The following is a 19,445-nucleotide window of genomic DNA, read 5'->3' on the forward strand; positions in this document are numbered from 1 at the left end:
GCTTTGCCTGATCTCCGAGATTGTCATATCTGGAGACGAATGATGATGCTGAAACCTTCCGTCCTTCGCACACGGTGCGTCTGCGTCTGAGGTCCAGCTCATGCGTGCCACCCATGCGCTGAACGGTGTCGGTCTTCTGCTGGTTTTCTGGCAGGCAGGAACATGGCTGTTTTCGCCGCCCCGCTACATCCTGCCGTCGCCCGCCGATGTTGCCGGCGCTTTCTGGCGTCAGCCAGGCTTCCTGTTCGGGCAGGCACTGGTGACGCTCGGTGAAATGGCGCTCGGGCTCGCGGCGGGCATCGCCGCCGGTATTCTCGTCGCTTTCACGATTGCCGCCATCCCGCGCCTCGGCCGCCTCGTCTGGCCCATGGTTCTGGTGTTGCAGGCCTTTCCGGTCTTCGTGCTCGCCCCCATCCTCGTCCTCTGGTTCGGTTTCGGCATGGCTTCGAAAGTGGTCATGACGGCAATCATCATCTTCTTCCCCGTTGCGTCCGCTTTCACGGATGGCCTCAACCGCACAGATCGCGCCATCCTCGACGCCGCCTCGCTGACTGAGGCGAGCCACTGGCAGATCCTCACCCGGTTGCGCGTGCCGCTGGCGTTGCCCTCGCTCATTTCCGGCCTGAGGGTGGCCGCACCGCTTGCCCCACTCGGCGCCGTCATCGGCGAATGGGTTGGCGCATCGGCGGGGCTTGGGTTCGTCATGATCCAGTCCAATGCCCGCATGCAGACCGACACCATGTTTGCCGCCATGGCCATTCTCGCCATCATGGCTGTGCTGCTGCGGCTCATTGTCGACCGGGCGACCGCCAATCTGGCCCCCTGGGCCAAGGAAACAGAACACACCATTCTTTTCAGATCTTTACGGAGACTTTCGGCACCATGAAACGAACTCTTCTTTCCCTCATCGTCGCGGCAGCAAGCGTGCTTTCCCCCATGCAATCGCACGCGGCAGACAAGCTGACCGTGTTGTTAGAATGGTTCGTGAACCCCGATCATGCGCCGATGGTGATCGCCAAGGAACGCGGCCTGTTCGCCGATGCGGGGCTCGAGGTGGAACTGGTTCCGCCCGCAGACCCCTCCGCCGTGCCGCGTCTCGTCTCGGCCAAACAGGCCGATATCGGCGTACATTACCAGCCGAACCTCTACCTCGATCACGATGCCGGCCTGCCGCTCGTGCGTTTCGGCACGCTGGTCGAAACCCCGCTCAACACCGTCACGGTTCTGGCCGATGGGCCGATCAAGAGCCTGAAAGACCTGAAGAGCAAGAAGGTCGGCTTTTCCGTTTCCGGCTTTGAAGATGCGATGCTGAAACGCATGCTGGAAAAGGACGGTCTGACGAAGGACGATGTCGAACTCATCAACGTCAACTTCTCGCTCTCGCCGTCCCTGATCGCCGGCAAGGTGGATGCCACGCTTGGCGGCTTCCGCAATTTCGAGCTAACGCAGATGAAGCTCGAGGGACATGAAGGCCGCTCTTTCTTCCCGGAGGAACACGGCGTACCGGCCTATGACGAGCTGATCTTCGTCACGCATCGCGATCTCGCAACAGACAACCGCCTGCCGCGTTTCCTCTCAGCCGTGGAACAGGCCGCGATCTTCATCACCAACCATCCGCAGGAATCCTGGCAGCTTTTCATCAAGGCCTATCCGAACCTTGACGACGCGCTGAACAAACAGGCCTTCTTCGACACGCTGCCGCGCTTCGCCAAACGCCCGGCCGCACTCGACCGCGCGCGCTACGCCCGTTTCGGCGCTTTCATGCAGGAAATGCAGCTGATCAAGCAGGCGCCGGCGGCGGACGACATCGCCGTGGAGCTGCAGCAGCAATGACCACGACTTTTCCGACAGCGGCAAGGGCCGCCGAGATTCTGGAGCGGGTGCGGCAGACGCGCCCGCGCGTGCATTGCCTGATGAACACCGTGGTGCAGAAATTCACCGCAGACGGCATCACCGTCGTCGGCGGCATCCCCTCCATGACCACCTCGCTCGAGGAAATCGAGAGCTTCGTCACCAAGGCGGATGCGCTGACCGTCAATCTTGGCACGCTGGATGCCGAGCGGCGAAAGGTCATCCGGCTGGCGATCGAAATCGCCAATGCATCCGGCAAGCCATGGATCGTCGACCCCGTGCATTGCGATTATTCGCCGTCACGGCTGGAATTCACGCGCGAACTCATCGCCCTTTCCCCCACCATCGTGCGCGGCAATCGCGCCGAAATGAGCATGATCGGCGATGTGCCGGATGCTGTCCGGATTGAGACCGGGCCGGTCGATCATCTGCGCGATGCCGCCCGCAGCATCAGGATCGTCAACGGTCATCCGTGGATGGCGAAGGTGACAGGAACGGGGTGCCTTTCGGGCGGCGTCATCGCCGCCTTCATGGCAGTGGAAAAGGACGCCCTGACTGCGGCGGCCTCCGCCCTTGCCGTCACTGGTGTTTCCGCCGAGCTTGCGGCCAAGCACGCCAGAGGCCCCGGCACCTTCGAACCGGCGTTTCTGGATGCGCTTTCCGAAATTTCCGTCAAGGACATTACAAATCACGCGAGGATAGAGCATGAACAAGGTTGATTACCGCCTCAACGCGCTGGTCGATGCGAGCCTTGGCGATGTCGCGCCGCTGCCGGAGCTTGCTCTCGCCGCCGCGCTGAACGGCGCGACCATTCTGCAATATCGCGACAAGCACGGCTCGACGCGTGAGATGATCGAAAACGCCCGCGCCATTCACGAGGCTATCGCCGGCACAGGCGTGCCGCTTGTCATCAACGACCGGGTGGATGTAGCCCTCGCCTCGGGCGCGGACGGGGTGCATCTCGGCGCCGACGACATGGACGCCAAAACCGCAAGGCGTATTCTCGGCGAAAAGGCGATCATCGGCCTCACCGTCAAGAACCGGTCCGATGCCGAACGGGCGGCCTCCATGCCCGCCGACTATGCCTGCATCGGCGGCGTGTTCGAAACCGTTTCCAAGATCAATCCGGACAAGCCGGTCGGTATCGACGGTTTTACCACGCTGCGCGCCCTGCTGAAGGAGTGGAAACCGGATATGCCGGTCGGCGCTATCGCCGGCATCGATCTTGTCCGCGTGCCACCCGTCATTGCCGCCGGCGCGGATGGTGTGGCGGTCATTTCCGCCATTTTCCGCGCGGGCGATATTGCCAGCGCAACCAAGGACTTCCGCTCCAGGATTGACGCGGCGCTGAAAGCGCGACAGCCATGACATCAATTGCATTGACCATTGCCGGCTCCGACAGCGGCGGCGGCGCGGGTATTCAGGCGGATATCAAGACCTTCTCCGCGCTCGGCGCCTATGCCGCCAGCGTCATCACCGCCATCACCGCCCAGAACACCAAGGGCGTGACGGCGGTGGAGGATATTTCGGTCGCCACCATCGTCGCGCAGATGGATGCGGTATTCTCCGATCTCGCCGTCAATGCGGTGAAAATCGGCATGGTCTCGCGGATCGAAACCATCGCCGCCATCGCGGAACGGCTTCGGCGGCAATCGCAGCCTGTGGTGCTGGACCCGGTCATGGTGGCTACATCAGGCGACCGTTTGCTGCATGAAGACGCCATCGAGACATTGCGGCGCGATTTGCTGCCGCTCGCCGCCATCGTTACGCCGAACCTGCCGGAAGCGGCGCTGCTGACCGGGTCTTCGATGGCGAAAACGGAGACGGATATCGCCCGCCAGGCCGAGGCGATCCTGAAGGCGGGCGCAAAAGCCGTGCTCATCAAGGGCGGCCATGGCGATGGGCCGGAGAGCACAGATTATCTGTTTGCGGACGGCGGTATGCAGGCGCTTTCCGCGCCGAGGGTCGAGACGAAAAACGACCACGGTACCGGCTGCACATTGGCGGCGGCGATTACGGCTCATCTGGCGAGCGGTAGTGAGTTGCGGGAGGCGGTTGGGCTTGCGAAGGAGTATCTGAATGGGGCGCTCGATGCCGGGCGGGGCCTTGTCGTCGGGCATGGCCGGGGGCCAGTGCATCATTTTTATCGATGGTGGGGTTAGCGATGAGAGGGCGGAGTTTGGGGTTTACCCCCCCTCTGTCCTGCCGGACATCTCCCCCTCAAGGGGGGAGATCGACAAGTGGCCCGCTCACCTCATTCCAGTAAGCCACGCTATTGATAGTGAGACGGTTGCGAGGGAACGAGCGGTCGCCCCATCCGATCTCCCCCTTGAGGGGGAGATGTCCGGCAGGACAGAGGGGGTAGCCGCGAACTCCGACGCTACCGCGCCTTCGGCGTCGCCAACACATTCCGGATCGCAAAACTCGAATGAATGCGCGAAACCCCCGGCAGCTTCGACAGAATCTCCTTATGAATTCGCTCGAAATCCCCAGCACTTTCCGCCTCGCAGCGCAGGAAATAATCCGAACCGCCCGTCATCAGATAACATTCGCGGATTTCCGGATATCGCCGCACCGCATTTTCGAAACGGTTGAGAAAATCCTCCGTCTGGCGGTCGAGCGTGATCTGCACGATGACCGAAATCACCTCGCCGCCGGCAAGGCCGCTGGTCAGCGCCGTATATCCGCGGATAATCCCTTCCCGCTCGAGAATGTCGACCCGGCGCAGACAGGCGGATGCGGAAAGCCCGACTTCTGCTGCGAGTTTCGCATTGCTGATGCGGGCATTGAGCCGAAGCAGGCGGATGATGTGGCGGTCGGTCGCATCGAGTGACGACATAGAAGATTCCAATCAATAAAAGAAAATTGCGCCATTGTGAATTCTATCGCATTTTCTTCGAACAATCGCCAAGAAATTCGACAATCGTTGCAATACCCTCATAGGATAAAAATGAGGGTGAACCACCATGGACATGCAGATCAGCCGCCAGCAGGCCGCCGGTGGTGCAAGCGGTCATCTGACCATCGATCTCGGCGCATTGCGCGACAATTATCTGACCCTTGCGGCCATGGCGCCTGCGTCGCAGACGGCAGCGGTCGTCAAGGCCGATGCATACGGTCTCGGCGCGGATATTGTCTCGCAGGTCCTGCTCGAGGCAGGTTGCCGCAATTTCTTCGTCGCCCATATCGATGAAGCGCTGGCGTTGCGACTGCGGCTTTCGGCAGAAGCGCGGATTCTTGTTCTCAACGGTCTTCAGCCCGGCAATGAGACCTCCTGCGCCGCCATGGCCATCACCCCGGTTCTGAATTCGCTGGAGCAGATCGCCCAATGGTCGACGCACGCCAAGAAGCTTGGCAAGACGCTCACCGCCGCCGTGCAGATCGATACCGGCATGTGCCGTCTCGGCCTCTCGCCCGAAGAACTCGAAATCCTCGCCTCCCGGCCGCAATTGCTGGATGGCATAGACATCGCCTTCGTCATGAGCCACCTCGCCTGCGCCGATGAACCGGAGCATGCCTCCAATGCCGCGCAGCTTGCAGTGATGCGTAAGGCCGCCATTGCCTTTCCTGAAGCGCCGGTCTGCTTTTCGAATTCCGGCGGCATCTTTCTGGGCAATGATTATCACAACGACCTGCTGCGCCCTGGCATCGCGCTTTATGGCGGCGCGCCGTCCGTTACACGCCCCAACCCGATGAAGCCGGTCGTTCGCCTCGATCTGGCCGTCATCCAGACCCGCACCGTTCCCGTCGGTTCGCTGGTCGGTTACGGCGGCTCCTTCGAAGCGGCCGGGCCCACGCGTCTGGCAACCATCGCCGCCGGTTACGCTGACGGCCTGCCGCGTTCGCTCAGCAATCGCGGCGCAGCGTGGTATAACGGCGTGCGCCTGCCGATTGCGGGACGCGTTTCGATGGACAGCATCATTCTCGACATATCCGCCCTGCCCGAGGGAACATTGACCCAGGGCAGCCTTGTGCAGATGATTGGGCCTGACCAGACGCTGGAAGACATCGCCGGGGATGCGGGCACGATCGCCTATGAAATCCTGACCGGCCTCGGACGCCGCTATCGACGCAATTACATTCAGCCGGGAGAAACCCCGGCAGCCGCTTCAACATCAGTCAATCACAAGTGAGACGATCATGAACGTCACTATCCTCGGAGCCGGCGTCGTCGGCGTGACATCCGCCTGGTATCTGGCCAAAGCCGGACACAAGGTGATGGTGATCGACCGCCAGCCGGCCGCGGCACTGGAAACCAGCTTCGCCAATGCCGGCGAGGTTTCGCCCGGCTATTCCTCGCCTTGGGCTGCGCCCGGCATTCCGGTCAAGGCGATGAAATGGCTGTTCATGAAACACGCGCCTCTCATCATCCGCCCGACCGCCGATCCGGCCGCATGGCGCTGGATAAGCCAGATGCTGCGCAACTGCACCTCGGCGCGTTACGCCATCAACAAAAGCCGCATGGTGCGCGTTGCCGAGTATAGCCGCAATTGCCTGATGGCGCTGCGCGAAGAGACCGGCATCGAATATGACCAGCGCATGCAGGGCACGCTGGAGGTGTTCCGCACCCAGAAGCAGTTCGACGCCATCGGCAAGGATGTCGACGTGCTGACGGCGGGCGGCGTGCCTTTCGAGATTCTCGACCGCGACGGCTGCGCCGCCATAGAACCCGGTCTTTCTCCTTCGAAGGAAAAGATCGTCGGTGGCCTGCGCCTGCCGGGCGACGAGACCGGCGACTGCTTCATGTTCACCACCGAACTTGCCCGCATGGCCGAAGAGGCGGGCGTTACCTTCCTTTACGACACCGGCATCATGCGCCCCATCGTCGAGGCAGGGCGCGTCAAGGCTGTGGAGACCACCCGCGGGCTGGTGGAGGCCGATATTTTCGTGGCGGCACTGGGCAGCTATTCGCCGCAGTTCGTGCGCCAGCTTGGCCTTACCCTGCCGGTTTACCCGGTCAAGGGTTACTCCATCACAGTTCCGATCGTAAACGAGGAGCGCGCGCCCGTTTCCACGGTCATGGACGAGACGTTCAAGGTGGCGATTACCCGCCTCGGCTCACGCATCCGCGCCGGCGGCATGGCGGAAATCGCCGGTTTCAGCAAGGATTTGCCAGCGGCCCGGCAGGAAACGCTGGCCCACTCGGTGGAAGACCTGTTCGGCGGCGCGGGCGACCAGACCCAGGCGAAATTCTGGTGCGGCCTGCGCCCGATGACGCCGGACGGCACGCCTGTCATCGGCGCCACCCGCTACAGCAATCTATATCTCAACACCGGCCACGGCACGCTTGGCTGGACCATGTCCTGCGGCTCCGCCCGGGTGCTCGCCGATCTCATCAGCGGCAATAAGCCGGAGATCGACACGCACGATCTGGCGATCAGCCGTTACGCCGCCTGACACGTAACCCGCCATCCCCGTCCCACAAGACGGGGATGGCGGTTGATCAAAGCGCCAGAGCATCCTTCAGCGCCAGACCTTCCATCATGCGCAGGTCAAGATCGGCCTCGATGTGGTCGAGATGCTGCAACATCAGCGCACGCGCCTTTGCCGTATCTTTCGCCTCAAGCGCGTCCAGGAGATCGGCATGATCATTGTGCCCGCAGCTTGAAACACCCGAGCGCCCGTAAAGCGCAATGACCAGCGACGAGCGGGCGACCAGCTCGTCCATGAATTTTTCCAGAATGGCATTGCCGGCAAGCGAGGCCAGCATCAGGTGGAAATCGCCCGATGCCTTGATTTCCGCGCGCCTGGCGCTCGGGCCGCGTTCGTGCTGGTGGCGGCTTTCCTGCACCAGATGCTCACGCAGCCGTTTCACCGCCGCAGGCGTTATTTTTTCGATTGCGGCATCCACGACGCCGGGTTCGATCAACCGGCGCGAAGCGAACACCTGCCGCGCTTCATCCGGCGTGGGATTGGAGACGAAGGCGCCTCGGTTGCGCTCGGCCTTCACCAGCCCCTCATAGGCCAGCATCTGAAGTGCGGCGCGCACCACCGTACGGCTGACATCGAACAGCGTTCCCACTTCCGATTCCGACAGTTTGGTTCCCGGCGCCAGCCGCCGGTCGACAATGGCGTCACGCAGCGTATCGCGAATGGCCTGGGCACGGTCTTCATGCGAGGTGTCGGAATTGACGGTTATCTGGGAAAGGCTCATCGGTGCGTCCTGTTTGTTCTTGAGTTCTAGCGCGAAGTGCGTCGCGCGCAAACAGGAATTGCGGGCCGCCGCCGGTCTGCCACAATTCATTCAGCGCCCGTTCAGCAGCCGGGCTGTATTTCCTTAACCATCGAATTTGCAACTGGCAGCGCCCTGCCACCTGTATGGAAGAACACACCATGTCGTCCTTTGCAGCTAAAACAGTTCTGACAATCGCTGTCGCCGCCGCCACCATTGTTCCCTTGAGCAGCGCATCCGCCGGCGACTGGGACCGCCGCGACCGTCGCGATGCTGCCATTCTGGGTGGCGTGCTCGGCCTTGCCGCCGGTGTCGCCGTCGGCTCCGCAATGTCGCGCCCGGCGCCAGCCTACGATGAGCGCGTCTATGTCGACGAGCCGAGCTATGTCGATGAAGAGCCGGATTACCGTTATTACCGCGCAGCACCGCAGCCGGTTTACCGCCCGGCACCGGTCTATCGCGCCCAGCCGGTTTACGATAGCCGCCCGGTCTACAACCAGCGCCGTACCTATCGCACCATCGAGCCCTGGACCAACGCCTGGTACGATTATTGCTCGCAGCGTTACCGCAGCTTCAACACCCGCACCGGCACCTATACGGATTATGACGGCCAGCGTCATTTCTGCGTCGCGGGTTGATCGGGAAGACCTTCAACACGGTTATTACCGTTATTGTCAGGCCGCGGACGGAAACGTCCGCGGCTTTTCCATGCGCGCTCCGCGCCAACTTACGCCGTGCCGCTCTTCACATAATCCGCCCGGTTGATGCCGTGGCGCTGCAGCTTGTCGTAAAAGGTCTTGCGGGCGATGCCGAGCGTGGCGATGGTTTCCGCCACGTCGCCATTCGATTGTTCCAGCGTTTCGCGAATGATACGCGCCTCGATCTCGTCCATGCGCTCCGGCAAGGTGCCGGACGCGGGGATTGTGGATTGTAAAGCAGGCGCGGTCGCCGCCTCCGTCTCCAGCCCCAGCACCACCCTTTCGGCGAAATGCCCGAGTTCGCGCACATTGCCCGGCCAGTCGTGGTCATTGAGGCGGCGGGAAATGCCGGCGCTGATCTGCGGGACCGGCATGTTGAAACGGTTGGCGGCCTTGGTGACGAAGTGGGAAAACAAGAGCGGAATATCCGCCTTGCGTTCGCGTAATGGCGGAATGGACAGCGTCACCACATTCAGCCGGTAATAGAGGTCCTCGCGAAACGTGCCGCGTTCGGCCGGATCGCCAAGATCGACCTTGGCCGCCGCGACCACGCGAATATCGACAGGCCGTTCCTCATTCGACCCGAGCGGAGAAACCTCGCGCATTTCCAGCACACGCAGCATCTTCACCTGCACCGCAAGCGGCATGCTTTCGATTTCGTCCAGAAACAGCGTGCCGCCGCTCGAATGTTCGATGCGGCCAACGCGTTTTTTCTGTGCGCCGGTGAAAGCCCCCGGCTCATGGCCGAAAAGCTCGCTTTCAATCACCGTTTCCGGCAACGCCCCGCAATTCAAAGCCACGAAATTGCCCTTTGAGCGCTTCTTGCTCCAGCGGTGAAGGGCCGTCGCCACCACCTCCTTGCCGCTGCCCGTCTCGCCCGCCACCAGCACATCCACATCCGTATCGGCAATGTGCCGCAGCGTAGTGCGCAGGCGTTCCATGGCAGGCGTCTGGCCGATCAGCGGCAGATCGTCCTCCGCCTGCCCCGCCGCCCGGCGAAGGGCGCGGTTTTCCAGCACGAGGCGGCGCTTTTCCAGCGCCCGGCGGGCGCTTTCCACCATGCGTTCGGCCGGAAATGGCTTGGCGATGAAATCATAAGCGCCGTTGTGAAGCGCATCGACGGCCATCGGCACATCGCCATGGCCGGTGATGAGGATGACCGGCAGATCGGCATCGATCTTGCGGACATGGTCGAAAAATTCCAGCCCGGTCATGCCGGGCATACGTACGTCGGTGATGACGACGCCGTCGAAATCCTCGCTCAAAGCCGCAAGCGCCTGTTCTGCGCGGGAAAACGACGTGACCGGCAATCCATCGAGTTCCAGCGTCTGCACCATCGCCTTGCGCAGCTGGGAGTCGTCATCCACCAGGAATATGGTTCCATCCGCCGTCATGTCATGCTCGCTTCAGAAATACGGAAAAACATGTGCCCGCCTTGCTGCTCGCCACCTCGATACGCCCGCCATAATCCGAAGCAATATCGTTGGAGATGACGAGACCGAGGCCGAGGCCGCTCTCCTTGGAGGTATTGAAGGGCGAAAAAAGCTGGGCGCGGATGGCTTCGGGAATGCCCGTACCATTGTCGCTGACGGAAAGCACGACCATGTCGCCTTCCTCGCGCACACGCACTTCGACACGGGCCGCCCCAGTCTCTTCAGTGGCTTCCAGCGCGTTTTGCAGAAGGTTGATGAGAATTTGCTCCAGCCGGATACGGCTGCCGAGCACTTTCAGGTCCTGATCCGGCAACACGATATCCAGCGCATCCATCTGCCCGGAGAAGCGGCTGCGCAACAGCATGACCGCACCTTCGATAACCAGTCGAACACTGACAGGCTCGGCGGCGGTGCGGCCCTTGCGCGCCAATATCTTCAGGTCGCCGGTAATGTTGCCGATACGCTCGGTCAGTGCCGCGATGTTTTCTAGATTTTCGTTGGCCTCGGACATGCGGTCGCGTTTCAGCAGGGTGCGGGCATTGTCGGCAAAGGCGCGGATGGTCGCGACCGGCTGATTGATCTCATGCGCCACACCCGCCGCCACCTGCCCCAGAATGGAAAGGCGGTTGGCCTGCACCAGTTCGTGCTGCACATTGCGCAACTCGCCCGAGGTCTTTTCATGCAGGGCGATTTCGGCCTGCAGATGATCGCGGGTCTTGGTCAGGTCGCGGGTCCGCTCCTGCACCTTCATTTCCAGCTCCGTGCGGGCGCGCTGCTCCTCTTCCTTTTCCTTAAGCGCCTTGTGCCTGCGCCACAGCCACAGGGCCGAAAGCGCCATCAGCGGCATCAGCGTCGCCAGCGCCACCACCCTGCCCTCGCGGATGGCGGCGTTCAGCGCCGGTGCGACCGGTTGGAGATAATGCAGCGTCCATGAAGTGGTCGGCACCGGCACTTCCAGCCGCAGATAATCGCCGCGCTCCCTCCCCGGCTCATCGACATGAATGAGCGCAGCACCCTCACTCGCGCGCCGCGCCGCCCGAAACGGCAGCGTTGAAAGCGCCTCATTGCCGAATTGCAGGCTTTCGGAAATGATTTTCCGCCGCGCCTCATCGATCGGCGCAACGGTCTTGAAGCGCCATTCCGGCACGCTGGTCATCAGCACGACGCCGTTTCTGTCGACCACATAGACCGGCTTGCCGCCGATGTTCCAGTCTGTCTCCAGCCGGTTGAACTCGACCTTGGCAATGACGACGCCAAGCGGCCGCCCATCGGCGGCGTCGATGCGGCGGGAGATATAAAGACCCGGCCGACGGCTGACATTGCCGAGAGCATAATGTTCGGACATGCCGGTCTTCATCGCCGCCTGGAAATATTCGCGGAAAGCATAATTGGAGCCGACAAAGCTGTCGTCCTGCCGCCAGTTGCTCGACGCGATGGTCAATCCGGTCGGCCCGGTCACATAAATCACCGAGGATTGTGTGCCTTCAATCAGCCCCTCCAGCTTGCGGTTCAACCGGTCGAGGGCAGGAGCACCGCCGCCATCCAGCGCGGCGGCAAGATCGGGATCTCCGGAGAGGACAAGCGGAATGGCGCGCGGCCGCTCCAGCGCGACATTCAGGAGCGCGATCTTCAGTTCGGCATCCGTGGCGGCCTCGGAACCGGCCATGCGCATCGCCTGATTGCGGGCGAACTCATCGGCCACCAGCAGAACGCCAAGACTGACGAGCAGCCACAGGCCCGCCAGCGCCAGCCATTGCGCCCGTCGCTTCGCATGGGAATGAGATGCCTGATCCTGATAAGTCATGCGACAATTGTGCGGATTTACACACAGACCGCAAGATATTTTGTCCGGAATTCCGCACAAATGCAGGTGGGCGGATGACGCGCCAATAAAAACTGCTTTTGAAATCAGCCAATTACACCAAATAAGCAAGTCTGGCATGCGTATTGCACATGACTCCGCAATCGGCGCGAAGCCGTCAACGTCACGGCGATCCCGGGAGGCCAATAAAGGCAGGGTGAGGCCGAGGAGGAAAAAACATGATCGATACGACAGCCGTGGCCGCGGGCCACGCCAAGCAGCCATTCTACAAGCACCTGTATTTCCAGGTTCTGGTGGCCATCATCGCCGGTATCGCGCTCGGCCATTTCTATCCGGCCTTAGGCGAACAGCTGAAGCCGCTCGGCGACGGCTTCATCCGCCTCGTCAAGATGATCATCGCTCCCGTCATCTTCCTCACCGTCGCAACCGGCATCGCCGGCATGAACGACATGAAAAAGGTGGGTCGCGTGGCCGGTAAGGCCATGATCTACTTCCTCGTATTCTCCACGCTCGCGCTCATCGTTGGCCTCATCGTCGCTAACACCGTGCAGCCGGGCGCGGGCATGAATATCGATCCCGCCACGCTGGATGCAAAGGCAGTCGCGACCTACGCCGACAAGGCCCATGAGCAGACCATCACCGGCTTCCTGATGAACATCATCCCGACCACCATCGTCGGCGCTTTCGCCAGCGGTGACATTCTGCAGGTGCTGTTCTTCTCGGTTCTGTTCGGTATCGCGCTCGGCATCGTCGGCGAAAAGGGCAAGCCCGTCACCGATTTCATGCACGCCCTGATGTATCCGATCTTCAAGCTGGTCGCGATCCTGATGAAGGCCGCCCCCATCGGCGCTTTCGGCGCCATGGCCTTCACTATCGGCAAATACGGCATCTCTTCCGTCACCAACCTTGCGATGCTGATCGGCACCTTCTACGTCACGTCCTTCCTGTTCGTGTTCGTGGTTCTCGGTGCGGTATGCCGCTATAACGGCTTCTCCATCGTCGCGCTCATCCGCTATATCAAGGAAGAACTGCTTCTGGTTCTCGGCACGTCGTCTTCCGAAGCCGCCCTGCCGGGCCTGATGAGCAAGATGGAAAAGGCGGGCTGCAAGCGCTCCGTCGTCGGTCTCGTCATCCCCACCGGTTATTCCTTCAACCTTGACGGCACCAACATCTACATGACGCTGGCGGCCCTCTTCATCGCCCAGGCGACCGGTATCCACCTCTCCTTCGGCGAACAGATCCTGCTGCTGCTGGTGGCCATGCTCTCCTCCAAGGGTGCAGCCGGCATCACCGGCGCGGGCTTCATCACGCTCGCGGCCACCCTCTCCGTTGTGCCTTCGGTTCCCGTCGCCGGCATGGCGCTGATCCTCGGCATCGACCGCTTCATGTCGGAATGCCGTGCACTCACCAACTTCGTCGGCAACGCAGTCGCCACCATCGTCGTCGCCCGCTGGGAAGGCGAACTGGATCAGGATCAGCTTGCCCGCGTGCTGAGCGGCCAGGAAGAGTTCACCGGCATCGCCGATGTGGATCAGCTTCCGGCCTCAGTGCAGCCCGCCGAATAATAAGACCTCCCAAGGTCCGGCCTGTCCCGGTTTCTCCGGGCAGGCGCATATGGAAAGCCCGGCGCATCGACTGGATGCGCCGGGCTTTCATCGTTCAGGCTCGCACCCACCAAACGGGGTTTTTATCGGCCGGAAGATGCGGTAGAGCCGAAGCGTAACCAATGCGATAAGCGGAGTGGCGGCATGAAGAACCTGTTTCTAGCCTGGCAATTCTGGGCGCTGCTATCGGCAGCCTTTGCGGCGCTCACCGCCATCTTTGCGAAGATCGGCGTCGAAAATATCAATTCCGATTTCGCCACTCTCATCCGCACCGTCGTCATTCTCGCCGCCGCCGGCCTGATGGTTTACATCACCGGCAACTGGCAGCAGCCTTCCACCATCTCGGGAAAAACCTGGGTGTTCCTCGTGCTCTCCGGTCTGGCGACCGGCGCATCGTGGATATGTTATTTCCGGGCGCTGAAACTCGGCGACGCCGCCCGCGTCGCGCCCATCGACAAGTTGAGCGTCGTGTTTGTCGCCGTCTTTGCGGTGCTGTTTCTGGGGGAAAGGCTGTCTTTGCCCAACTGGCTCGGCGTGGTGCTGATCGCCTGCGGCGCGGTGCTTGTGGCCTATCGGGGATAGGCCGGCCGGATAAACCGGCCGGCACAATTGCGAGGGTCTTCAGCCTCGAGCGGCGGTAACCTTGTCGAGACCACGCTTAACACCGGCAAACAGCTCGTCCAGCTGTTCGGCCGTAATGATGAGCGGCGGGCAGAAGCAGATGGATTCGCCGATGGGCCGGGTGATGACACCCTCCTCTTCGATGGCCGCGGCAAGGGCGAGCGTCGTATCGCCCGGCTTCATACCCTCCCACGGTTTCACCTCCAGCGCGCCGATCAGGCCGATACCGCGCGAGGAATGAATGAGCGGGTGATCGGCCAGCGCCTTCAGATGATCGAGAAACTTGCCCTCCAGCCGGGCGACATTACCGACCAGATCGCGCTCCTGAATGATCTTCAGGTTTTCCAGCCCCACCGCCGTTGCGACGGGATGGCCGGAGGCGGTGTAACCATGGCCGAAGGAGCCGATACGGTCGGATTCATCGGCAATCGGCTGGTAAAAATTGTCATTCATGATGATCGCCGAAAGCGGCATATAGGACGACGAAATCTGCTTGGAGACGACAAGCACATCCGGCGTGATGCCATAGGTCTCGCAGGCGAACATCTTGCCTGTTCGACCGAAACCGCAGATCACCTCATCCACCACAAGCAGAATATCGTATTTCTTCAGGATCGCCTGTACGCCTTCCCAATAACCTTCCGGCGGCAGGAGAACGCCGCCGGCGCCCATTACCGGCTCGCCCCAGAAAGCGGCGATGGTTTCCGGGCCTTCGCGGAGGATCAGATCCTCCAGCTCCTTCAGGATGCGCGCGGTGAAATCCGCCTCGCTCTCCCCTTCCTTTCCAAAATGCACATAGGAGGGGCAGGCCGTATGCAACATGCGGTCCAGCGGCAGGTCGAAGCTTTCATGATTGCGCGGCAGGCCGGTGATCGAGGCCGAAGCAATCGTCACGCCATGATACCCCTTGATGCGGCCGATGATCTTCTTCTTGTCTCGTCTGCCCAGCGCATTGGAGCGATACCAGACCATCTTGGCGACAAGATCGTTGGCCTCCGAGCCGGAGGAGGTGAAATGCACCTTGGACATCGGCACCGGTGAAAGCTCGATCAGCAGCTCGGCGAGATCGACCGACGGGCCGTGGGTCTTGTAGGAAAAGGTGTGGTAATAGGGCAGCTTCTGCATCTGCTTCGTCGCCGCTTCCACCAGCCGCTGTTCACCGAAGCCGAGCGCCACCGACCACAGCCCCGCCATCGCCTCGATATAGCGCTTGCCGCTGCTGTCGGTGACATAGATGCCCTCGCCGCTCTCGATCACCAGACCGCCGGTCTTTTCGAATTTGCGCAGATTGACATTCGGATGCATCTGATAGGCGATATCGCGTGCCTCGACGGAATTCGGCAGGATGGTCATCGATGAAGGCTCCATTTTCGGTTGATGCTCGGCGTGTCAGACGTGCTGGCCGCCATTGATGTGAATTTCCGCGCCGTTGATGTAGCTCGATTGCTCCGAGCAGAGGAAATAGATGGTCTGCGCCACCTCGGCCGTGGTGCCGAGCCGCCCGAGCGGCACCTGGGCTTCCACCAGCTCCGCCGTTCCGGGGGAGAGGATGGCGGTGTTGATCTCGCCCGGCGCAATCGCATTGGCGCGCACGCCGCGCGGGCCGAACTCATGCGCCAACTCCCGCGTCAGCGCCGCGAGCGCCGCCTTCGATGTGGCATACGCTACGCCGGCAAAAGGATGCACCCGTGAGCCGACAATCGATGTGACGTTCACGATGGAGCCTTTTGCCGCTTCCAGTTCCGGCAAAAGCGTGCGGGCAAGCAGCGCCGTCGAAACGAGATTGACGTTCAGCACCCGCGTCCAGATTTCCGCCGTCGTATCCATGACACCGAGACGGCTACCGCCCTCGCCCTTCGGTGAAATTCCGGCATTGTTGACAAGCGCCGCAAGCTTTCCCTCCGGCAGGCGTGAACGCACCTCGTCCGCCAGATCGTCAATGCGGGACAGGTCCTCCAGATCGGCCTGAATATGGCTCTCCCGCGCTGACGGCCAACGGCATTCCTCGGAGAAAGGTTGCCGCGATACGGTGAGAATTCTCCAGCCCTTTTCCTGAAACAGCTTGACGGTGGCGTGCCCTATTCCGCGGCTTGCGCCGGTCAGAAGCATATAAGGAACAGCCATATGAGAACTCCTGTGCCATGCGGACCGTTGAGCCGGCCGCGCATTCAGCCCCGCATGTTAGAGCGCTGCCACCGGCTGACAAGGTCTTTTTTGTCGCGGCGCAGCGATGGCGGATCGGCGACGGGCTAATCCCATTTGATGCACGGCTTTCACCCGAAGGGAATATTTGAAGCCGACCGTTTACCCATAAAATGAAGCCTCCCGAATGTGTGATTAGTATTGGGAGGGGGACGAATGCGCATCGATATCATCGACACGGACGCCGGCTTCGAGGCGATCCGCGAAAACTGGGATGCGGTGTTCATGGCCGATCCCCATGCCCGGCATTTCCTCTCCTGGGGGTGGCTGAGGGACTATATGCCGCGCCGCAGGCGCTGGTTCATTCTTGCGCTGCGCGAACGGGCGGAAGGCTCGCCCTATGTGGCGTTTTTCCCGCTGCGCATCGTCACCGAACCGGACAAGAAAACCGGACGCTTCCACGACAGCATCGTCATGGCCGGCAATGCGGCGGCCGATTACACCGGTTTCATCACCCTGCCGGACTATGAAAATCACGCCGTCGCCGGTTTCTGTTCCTATATCCGCCAGCAGAACTGGACCGAGCTGAAGCTCGATTATCTTTCCGGCCCGCCGGAGCGCCGCGACGCGATGATCCGCGCACTTCAGGGCCCGCTCGTCATGTTTCGCGACAACATGCCGACCAATCCCTATAATATCAACAATTGCATCTGCCCGGTGGTGGCCCTGCCGGACACGTTCGACGGCTATCTCGACAGCCATATGAGCAGCCAGACCCGACAGAAGCTCAGGCGTTTCCTGAGAAAAGTGGAAGGCGGCGACGAATATCGCATCACCTTTGCAACGAGGGACACAATCAAGCGGGATATGGACATTCTGTTCGATTTCTGGCGCATCCGCTGGGCGCCGCACAAGGGCAAGGAACGCACGGAACTCCTGATCGGTGCGACACGGCAGATGCTGATGGACGTCTATATCCGTGGCGATCTGGAAGTGCCGGTGCTCTGGTTCGGCGACCAGCCGCTCGGCGCGCTCGCCAATATCATCGACCGCCAGAAGAAATCGGTGCTGTTCTACATTACCGGCCGCGACGAGAACTGGAAGACCCCTTCCCCCGGCCTCGTGCTGCATGGCCATTGTATTCGCAGGGCAATCGAGCAGGGTTTCAAAACCTATGATTTCCTGCGCGGCAACGAGCCCTACAAATATTTCTTCGGGCCAGAGGAGCAGAAGCTGAGCTGCACGCTGTTCCGCACCCGCTCGGGCGACAATCTCGGCGGCACGCTTCACCCGCGCAGCATCCGTTTTGTCTACGAACAGGCCCTCAAACTCTATAAGACCGGCCAGAAGGCGGCCGCCAATATTGCCTTCGCCCAGGTGCTGACTGCGGCACCGGACCATCTCGGCGCGCAATTCGGGCTCGCCAATCTGTTGTTCGACCGAGGTGAATTCCGGGAGGCCGAAATCGCCTTTCTCAGCCTTCTGGCCGCCGGGCAGGAACCCGTCGTCCTGTGGCTGCGTATCGGCGAGGCGCGGCTGGCGCAGCAGCATTACCACGAGGCATCCGAGGCCTTCCGCCAGGTGACCAATCGCGCGCCCTTCCACCGGGAGGCGCTTTACAAATGCGCCGTGGCGCTGATTGCCGCCGAAAGAACGATGGAGGGTGCGGAAATCCTCGACAGGCTGCAGCACTATCATTCGGACGATGCGGCACATCTGGAATATGCGGAAAAGGCCCGTGCAGCCCTTGCCCGGCTGGAACTGGCAAAAGCCAAGGTTCCGCTGCCAGCCGATGTCGTCACGCTCGCCATCAAGCCGAAAGCGGCGGGCAAACGCTGGCACCCACCAAAGGTTTTGCATTAAAGGCAACGCCCTGTAAGTTGCGGCAGGAAAAACCGGCCGGACGACTTGCAAGGATTTTTGATGTTTCTGACCAACAAGGACATGCTCGATCTCATTGAGCTTCGCCATGATCTTCACCGTCATCCGGAAATCTCCGGCGAGGAGAAGGAAACGGCGCGGCGCATCCGCGCTTTCCTCGAGCAGGCGCAGCCCGACCGGCTTTTCGCCGATCTCGGCGGCCACGGCGTGGCTGCGGTCTATGAGAGCGGCAAAAGCGGCCCGGCGATCCTGATCCGTTCAGAACTTGATGCCCTGCCCATTCACGAAAAGAGTGACGTCGAATACCGCTCCGGCACCGACGGCAAGGGCCATCTTTGCGGCCATGATGGCCACTCCACCATTCTGACGGCGCTGGCGCTTGGCCTTTCACGGCAGCGGCCCGCGACAGGTCGCGTCATCCTTCTGTACCAGCCGGCGGAAGAAACCGGCGCGGGCGCCGCCGCCGTCCTCGCCGACCCGCGCTTTGGGCAGATAAAGCCGGACTATTCCTTTTCGCTCCATAACCTGCCCGGCCTGCCTTTCGGCCATGTCAGCGTCATGGAAGGACCGGTCAACTGCGCGTCGCGCGGGGTCAAAATCCACCTTTCCGGCAAGACGGCGCATGCGTCTTCGCCCGAACATGGCATTTCCCCGATGCGGGCAATATCCCGGCTGATGCCGGCCTTGGCCGAACTCGGCTCCGGTTTCCCGCCCGAACCCGATTTTTCGATGGTGACGATCACCCATGCCGTGATGGGCGAAGCCGCTTTCGGCATTTCCCCGGCCGATGCAGAAATCTGGGCGACGCTGCGGACACTGACCGACGACCGGATGGAAAAACTCTGCGAGGCTGCGGAAACTCTGGCTAAAAAGGTGGCGGACGAACAGAAGCTGACGCTCGACATCTCCTATGACGATATTTTCCTGCATTGCGAAAATGCACCCGACGCTGTGGAATATATCCGGCGCGCGCTGGACGAGGAGAAAATCTCCCACGGTTCGGAGGGTCTGCCCATGCGGGCTTCCGAGGATTTCGGCCGCTTTCGCGCCGTCTCTGCATCGGCGATGTTCTTTCTTGGCGCAGGCCGGGACTATCCCAACCTGCATAATCCGGATTACGACTTCCCGGACGCGCTGATCGGCACCGGCGCGCGCATCTTCATGCGCATCATCCGCAACCTCACCGACGCGAAATAGCGGCGGCCGGCTTTATCCAGCCGC

18 protein-coding genes are annotated in these 19,445 nt (G+C 61.5%); 12 read left to right on the forward strand and 6 right to left on the reverse strand.

The features are described from left to right. Positions 1–100: 100 nt before the first annotated feature. From ACQZ5K_RS04775 to thiD, 5 genes are read left to right on the forward strand one after another with little or no spacing between them, the layout of a single operon-like run. A complete protein-coding gene (locus ACQZ5K_RS04775) occupies positions 101–886 on the forward strand; it encodes an ABC transporter permease (RefSeq protein ID WP_137004691.1) in 786 nt (261 codons plus the stop codon). Further along, positions 883–1,833: an ABC transporter substrate-binding protein gene (locus ACQZ5K_RS04780; RefSeq protein WP_448739733.1), complete on the forward strand. Its 951-nt coding sequence runs from the start codon at positions 883–885 to the stop codon at positions 1,831–1,833. The genes ACQZ5K_RS04775 and ACQZ5K_RS04780 overlap by 4 nt, the downstream gene beginning before the upstream one ends. Then, positions 1,830–2,570: a hydroxyethylthiazole kinase gene (locus tag ACQZ5K_RS04785; protein WP_448739734.1), complete on the forward strand. Its 741-nt coding sequence runs from the start codon at positions 1,830–1,832 to the stop codon at positions 2,568–2,570. The genes ACQZ5K_RS04780 and ACQZ5K_RS04785 overlap by 4 nt, the downstream gene beginning before the upstream one ends. Next, a complete protein-coding gene (gene thiE / locus ACQZ5K_RS04790) occupies positions 2,557–3,219 on the forward strand; it encodes a thiamine phosphate synthase (RefSeq protein WP_137004693.1) in 663 nt (220 codons plus the stop codon). Before ACQZ5K_RS04785 ends, thiE begins: the two co-directional genes overlap by 14 nt. After that, on the forward strand, positions 3,216–4,013 hold the full coding sequence (gene thiD / locus ACQZ5K_RS04795; protein WP_137004694.1) for a bifunctional hydroxymethylpyrimidine kinase/phosphomethylpyrimidine kinase: 798 nt from the start codon (positions 3,216–3,218) through the stop codon (positions 4,011–4,013). The genes thiE and thiD overlap by 4 nt, the downstream gene beginning before the upstream one ends. 218 nt (positions 4,014–4,231) lie before the next feature. Here thiD and ACQZ5K_RS04800 read toward each other — a convergent pair whose 3' ends face one another. Next, positions 4,232–4,690: an Lrp/AsnC family transcriptional regulator gene (locus tag ACQZ5K_RS04800; protein ID WP_003500727.1), complete on the reverse strand. Its 459-nt coding sequence runs from the start codon at positions 4,688–4,690 to the stop codon at positions 4,232–4,234. Between the two features lie 127 nt (positions 4,691–4,817). Between ACQZ5K_RS04800 and alr the strand changes: the two genes are divergently transcribed. After that, a complete protein-coding gene (alr, locus tag ACQZ5K_RS04805; RefSeq protein ID WP_137004695.1) occupies positions 4,818–5,984 on the forward strand; it encodes an alanine racemase in 1,167 nt (388 codons plus the stop codon). A gap of 7 nt (positions 5,985–5,991) precedes the next feature. After that, positions 5,992–7,248 carry a D-amino acid dehydrogenase gene (locus ACQZ5K_RS04810; protein ID WP_448739735.1) on the forward strand — a complete coding sequence of 419 codons (1,257 nt, stop codon included), beginning with the start codon at positions 5,992–5,994 and terminating at the stop codon, positions 7,246–7,248. A 46-nt stretch (positions 7,249–7,294) separates the two neighbouring features. On the opposite strand, the gene ACQZ5K_RS04815 is transcribed toward ACQZ5K_RS04810, so the two are convergent. Next, positions 7,295–8,005 carry a GntR family transcriptional regulator gene (locus ACQZ5K_RS04815; RefSeq protein ID WP_003519916.1) on the reverse strand — a complete coding sequence of 237 codons (711 nt, stop codon included), beginning with the start codon at positions 8,003–8,005 and terminating at the stop codon, positions 7,295–7,297. Between the two features lie 179 nt (positions 8,006–8,184). Here ACQZ5K_RS04815 and ACQZ5K_RS04820 point away from each other — a divergent pair, with 179 nt between their 5' ends. Next, complete coding sequence (locus ACQZ5K_RS04820; protein ID WP_059758240.1) at positions 8,185–8,661, forward strand: BA14K family protein; 477 nt, start codon at positions 8,185–8,187, stop codon at positions 8,659–8,661. An 89-nt stretch (positions 8,662–8,750) separates the two neighbouring features. On the opposite strand, the gene ACQZ5K_RS04825 is transcribed toward ACQZ5K_RS04820, so the two are convergent. Both ACQZ5K_RS04825 and ACQZ5K_RS04830 read right to left on the reverse strand, forming a co-directional pair. After that, positions 8,751–10,115 (reverse strand): sigma-54-dependent transcriptional regulator, encoded by a 1,365-nt coding sequence (locus ACQZ5K_RS04825; RefSeq protein ID WP_448739736.1) that lies wholly within the window; start codon positions 10,113–10,115, stop codon positions 8,751–8,753. 1 nt (position 10,116) lies between these two features. After that, the gene (locus tag ACQZ5K_RS04830; protein ID WP_448739737.1) at positions 10,117–11,958 is read right to left on the reverse strand and encodes a sensor histidine kinase; all 1,842 of its coding nucleotides are present in this window, start codon (positions 11,956–11,958) and stop codon (positions 10,117–10,119) included. A gap of 236 nt (positions 11,959–12,194) precedes the next feature. Between ACQZ5K_RS04830 and ACQZ5K_RS04835 the strand changes: the two genes are divergently transcribed. Next, positions 12,195–13,541, forward strand: a complete 1,347-nt coding sequence (locus ACQZ5K_RS04835; protein WP_448739738.1) for a dicarboxylate/amino acid:cation symporter — start codon at positions 12,195–12,197, stop codon at positions 13,539–13,541. 183 nt (positions 13,542–13,724) lie between these two features. Continuing rightward, entirely contained in the window at positions 13,725–14,162 is a 438-nt protein-coding gene (locus ACQZ5K_RS04840) for an EamA family transporter (RefSeq protein WP_059758266.1), read from the forward strand. A gap of 39 nt (positions 14,163–14,201) precedes the next feature. Here the strand turns inward: ACQZ5K_RS04840 and ACQZ5K_RS04845 are convergent, their stop codons facing one another. Together ACQZ5K_RS04845 and ACQZ5K_RS04850 are read right to left on the reverse strand one after the other, a co-directional pair. After that, positions 14,202–15,554: an aspartate aminotransferase family protein gene (locus ACQZ5K_RS04845; RefSeq protein ID WP_448739739.1), complete on the reverse strand. Its 1,353-nt coding sequence runs from the start codon at positions 15,552–15,554 to the stop codon at positions 14,202–14,204. Positions 15,555–15,590: 36 nt separating this feature from the next. After that, a complete protein-coding gene (locus ACQZ5K_RS04850) occupies positions 15,591–16,325 on the reverse strand; it encodes an SDR family NAD(P)-dependent oxidoreductase (protein ID WP_003524050.1) in 735 nt (244 codons plus the stop codon). A gap of 234 nt (positions 16,326–16,559) precedes the next feature. Between ACQZ5K_RS04850 and ACQZ5K_RS04855 the strand changes: the two genes are divergently transcribed. Both ACQZ5K_RS04855 and ACQZ5K_RS04860 read left to right on the forward strand, forming a co-directional pair. Beyond that, positions 16,560–18,206 (forward strand): GNAT family N-acetyltransferase, encoded by a 1,647-nt coding sequence (locus ACQZ5K_RS04855; RefSeq protein WP_448739740.1) that lies wholly within the window; start codon positions 16,560–16,562, stop codon positions 18,204–18,206. A gap of 60 nt (positions 18,207–18,266) precedes the next feature. Further along, on the forward strand, positions 18,267–19,421 hold the full coding sequence (locus ACQZ5K_RS04860) for an amidohydrolase (protein ID WP_448739741.1): 1,155 nt from the start codon (positions 18,267–18,269) through the stop codon (positions 19,419–19,421). Positions 19,422–19,445: the final 24 nt, after the last annotated feature.

The organism is Agrobacterium sp. 22-226-1 (assembly GCF_053522345.1).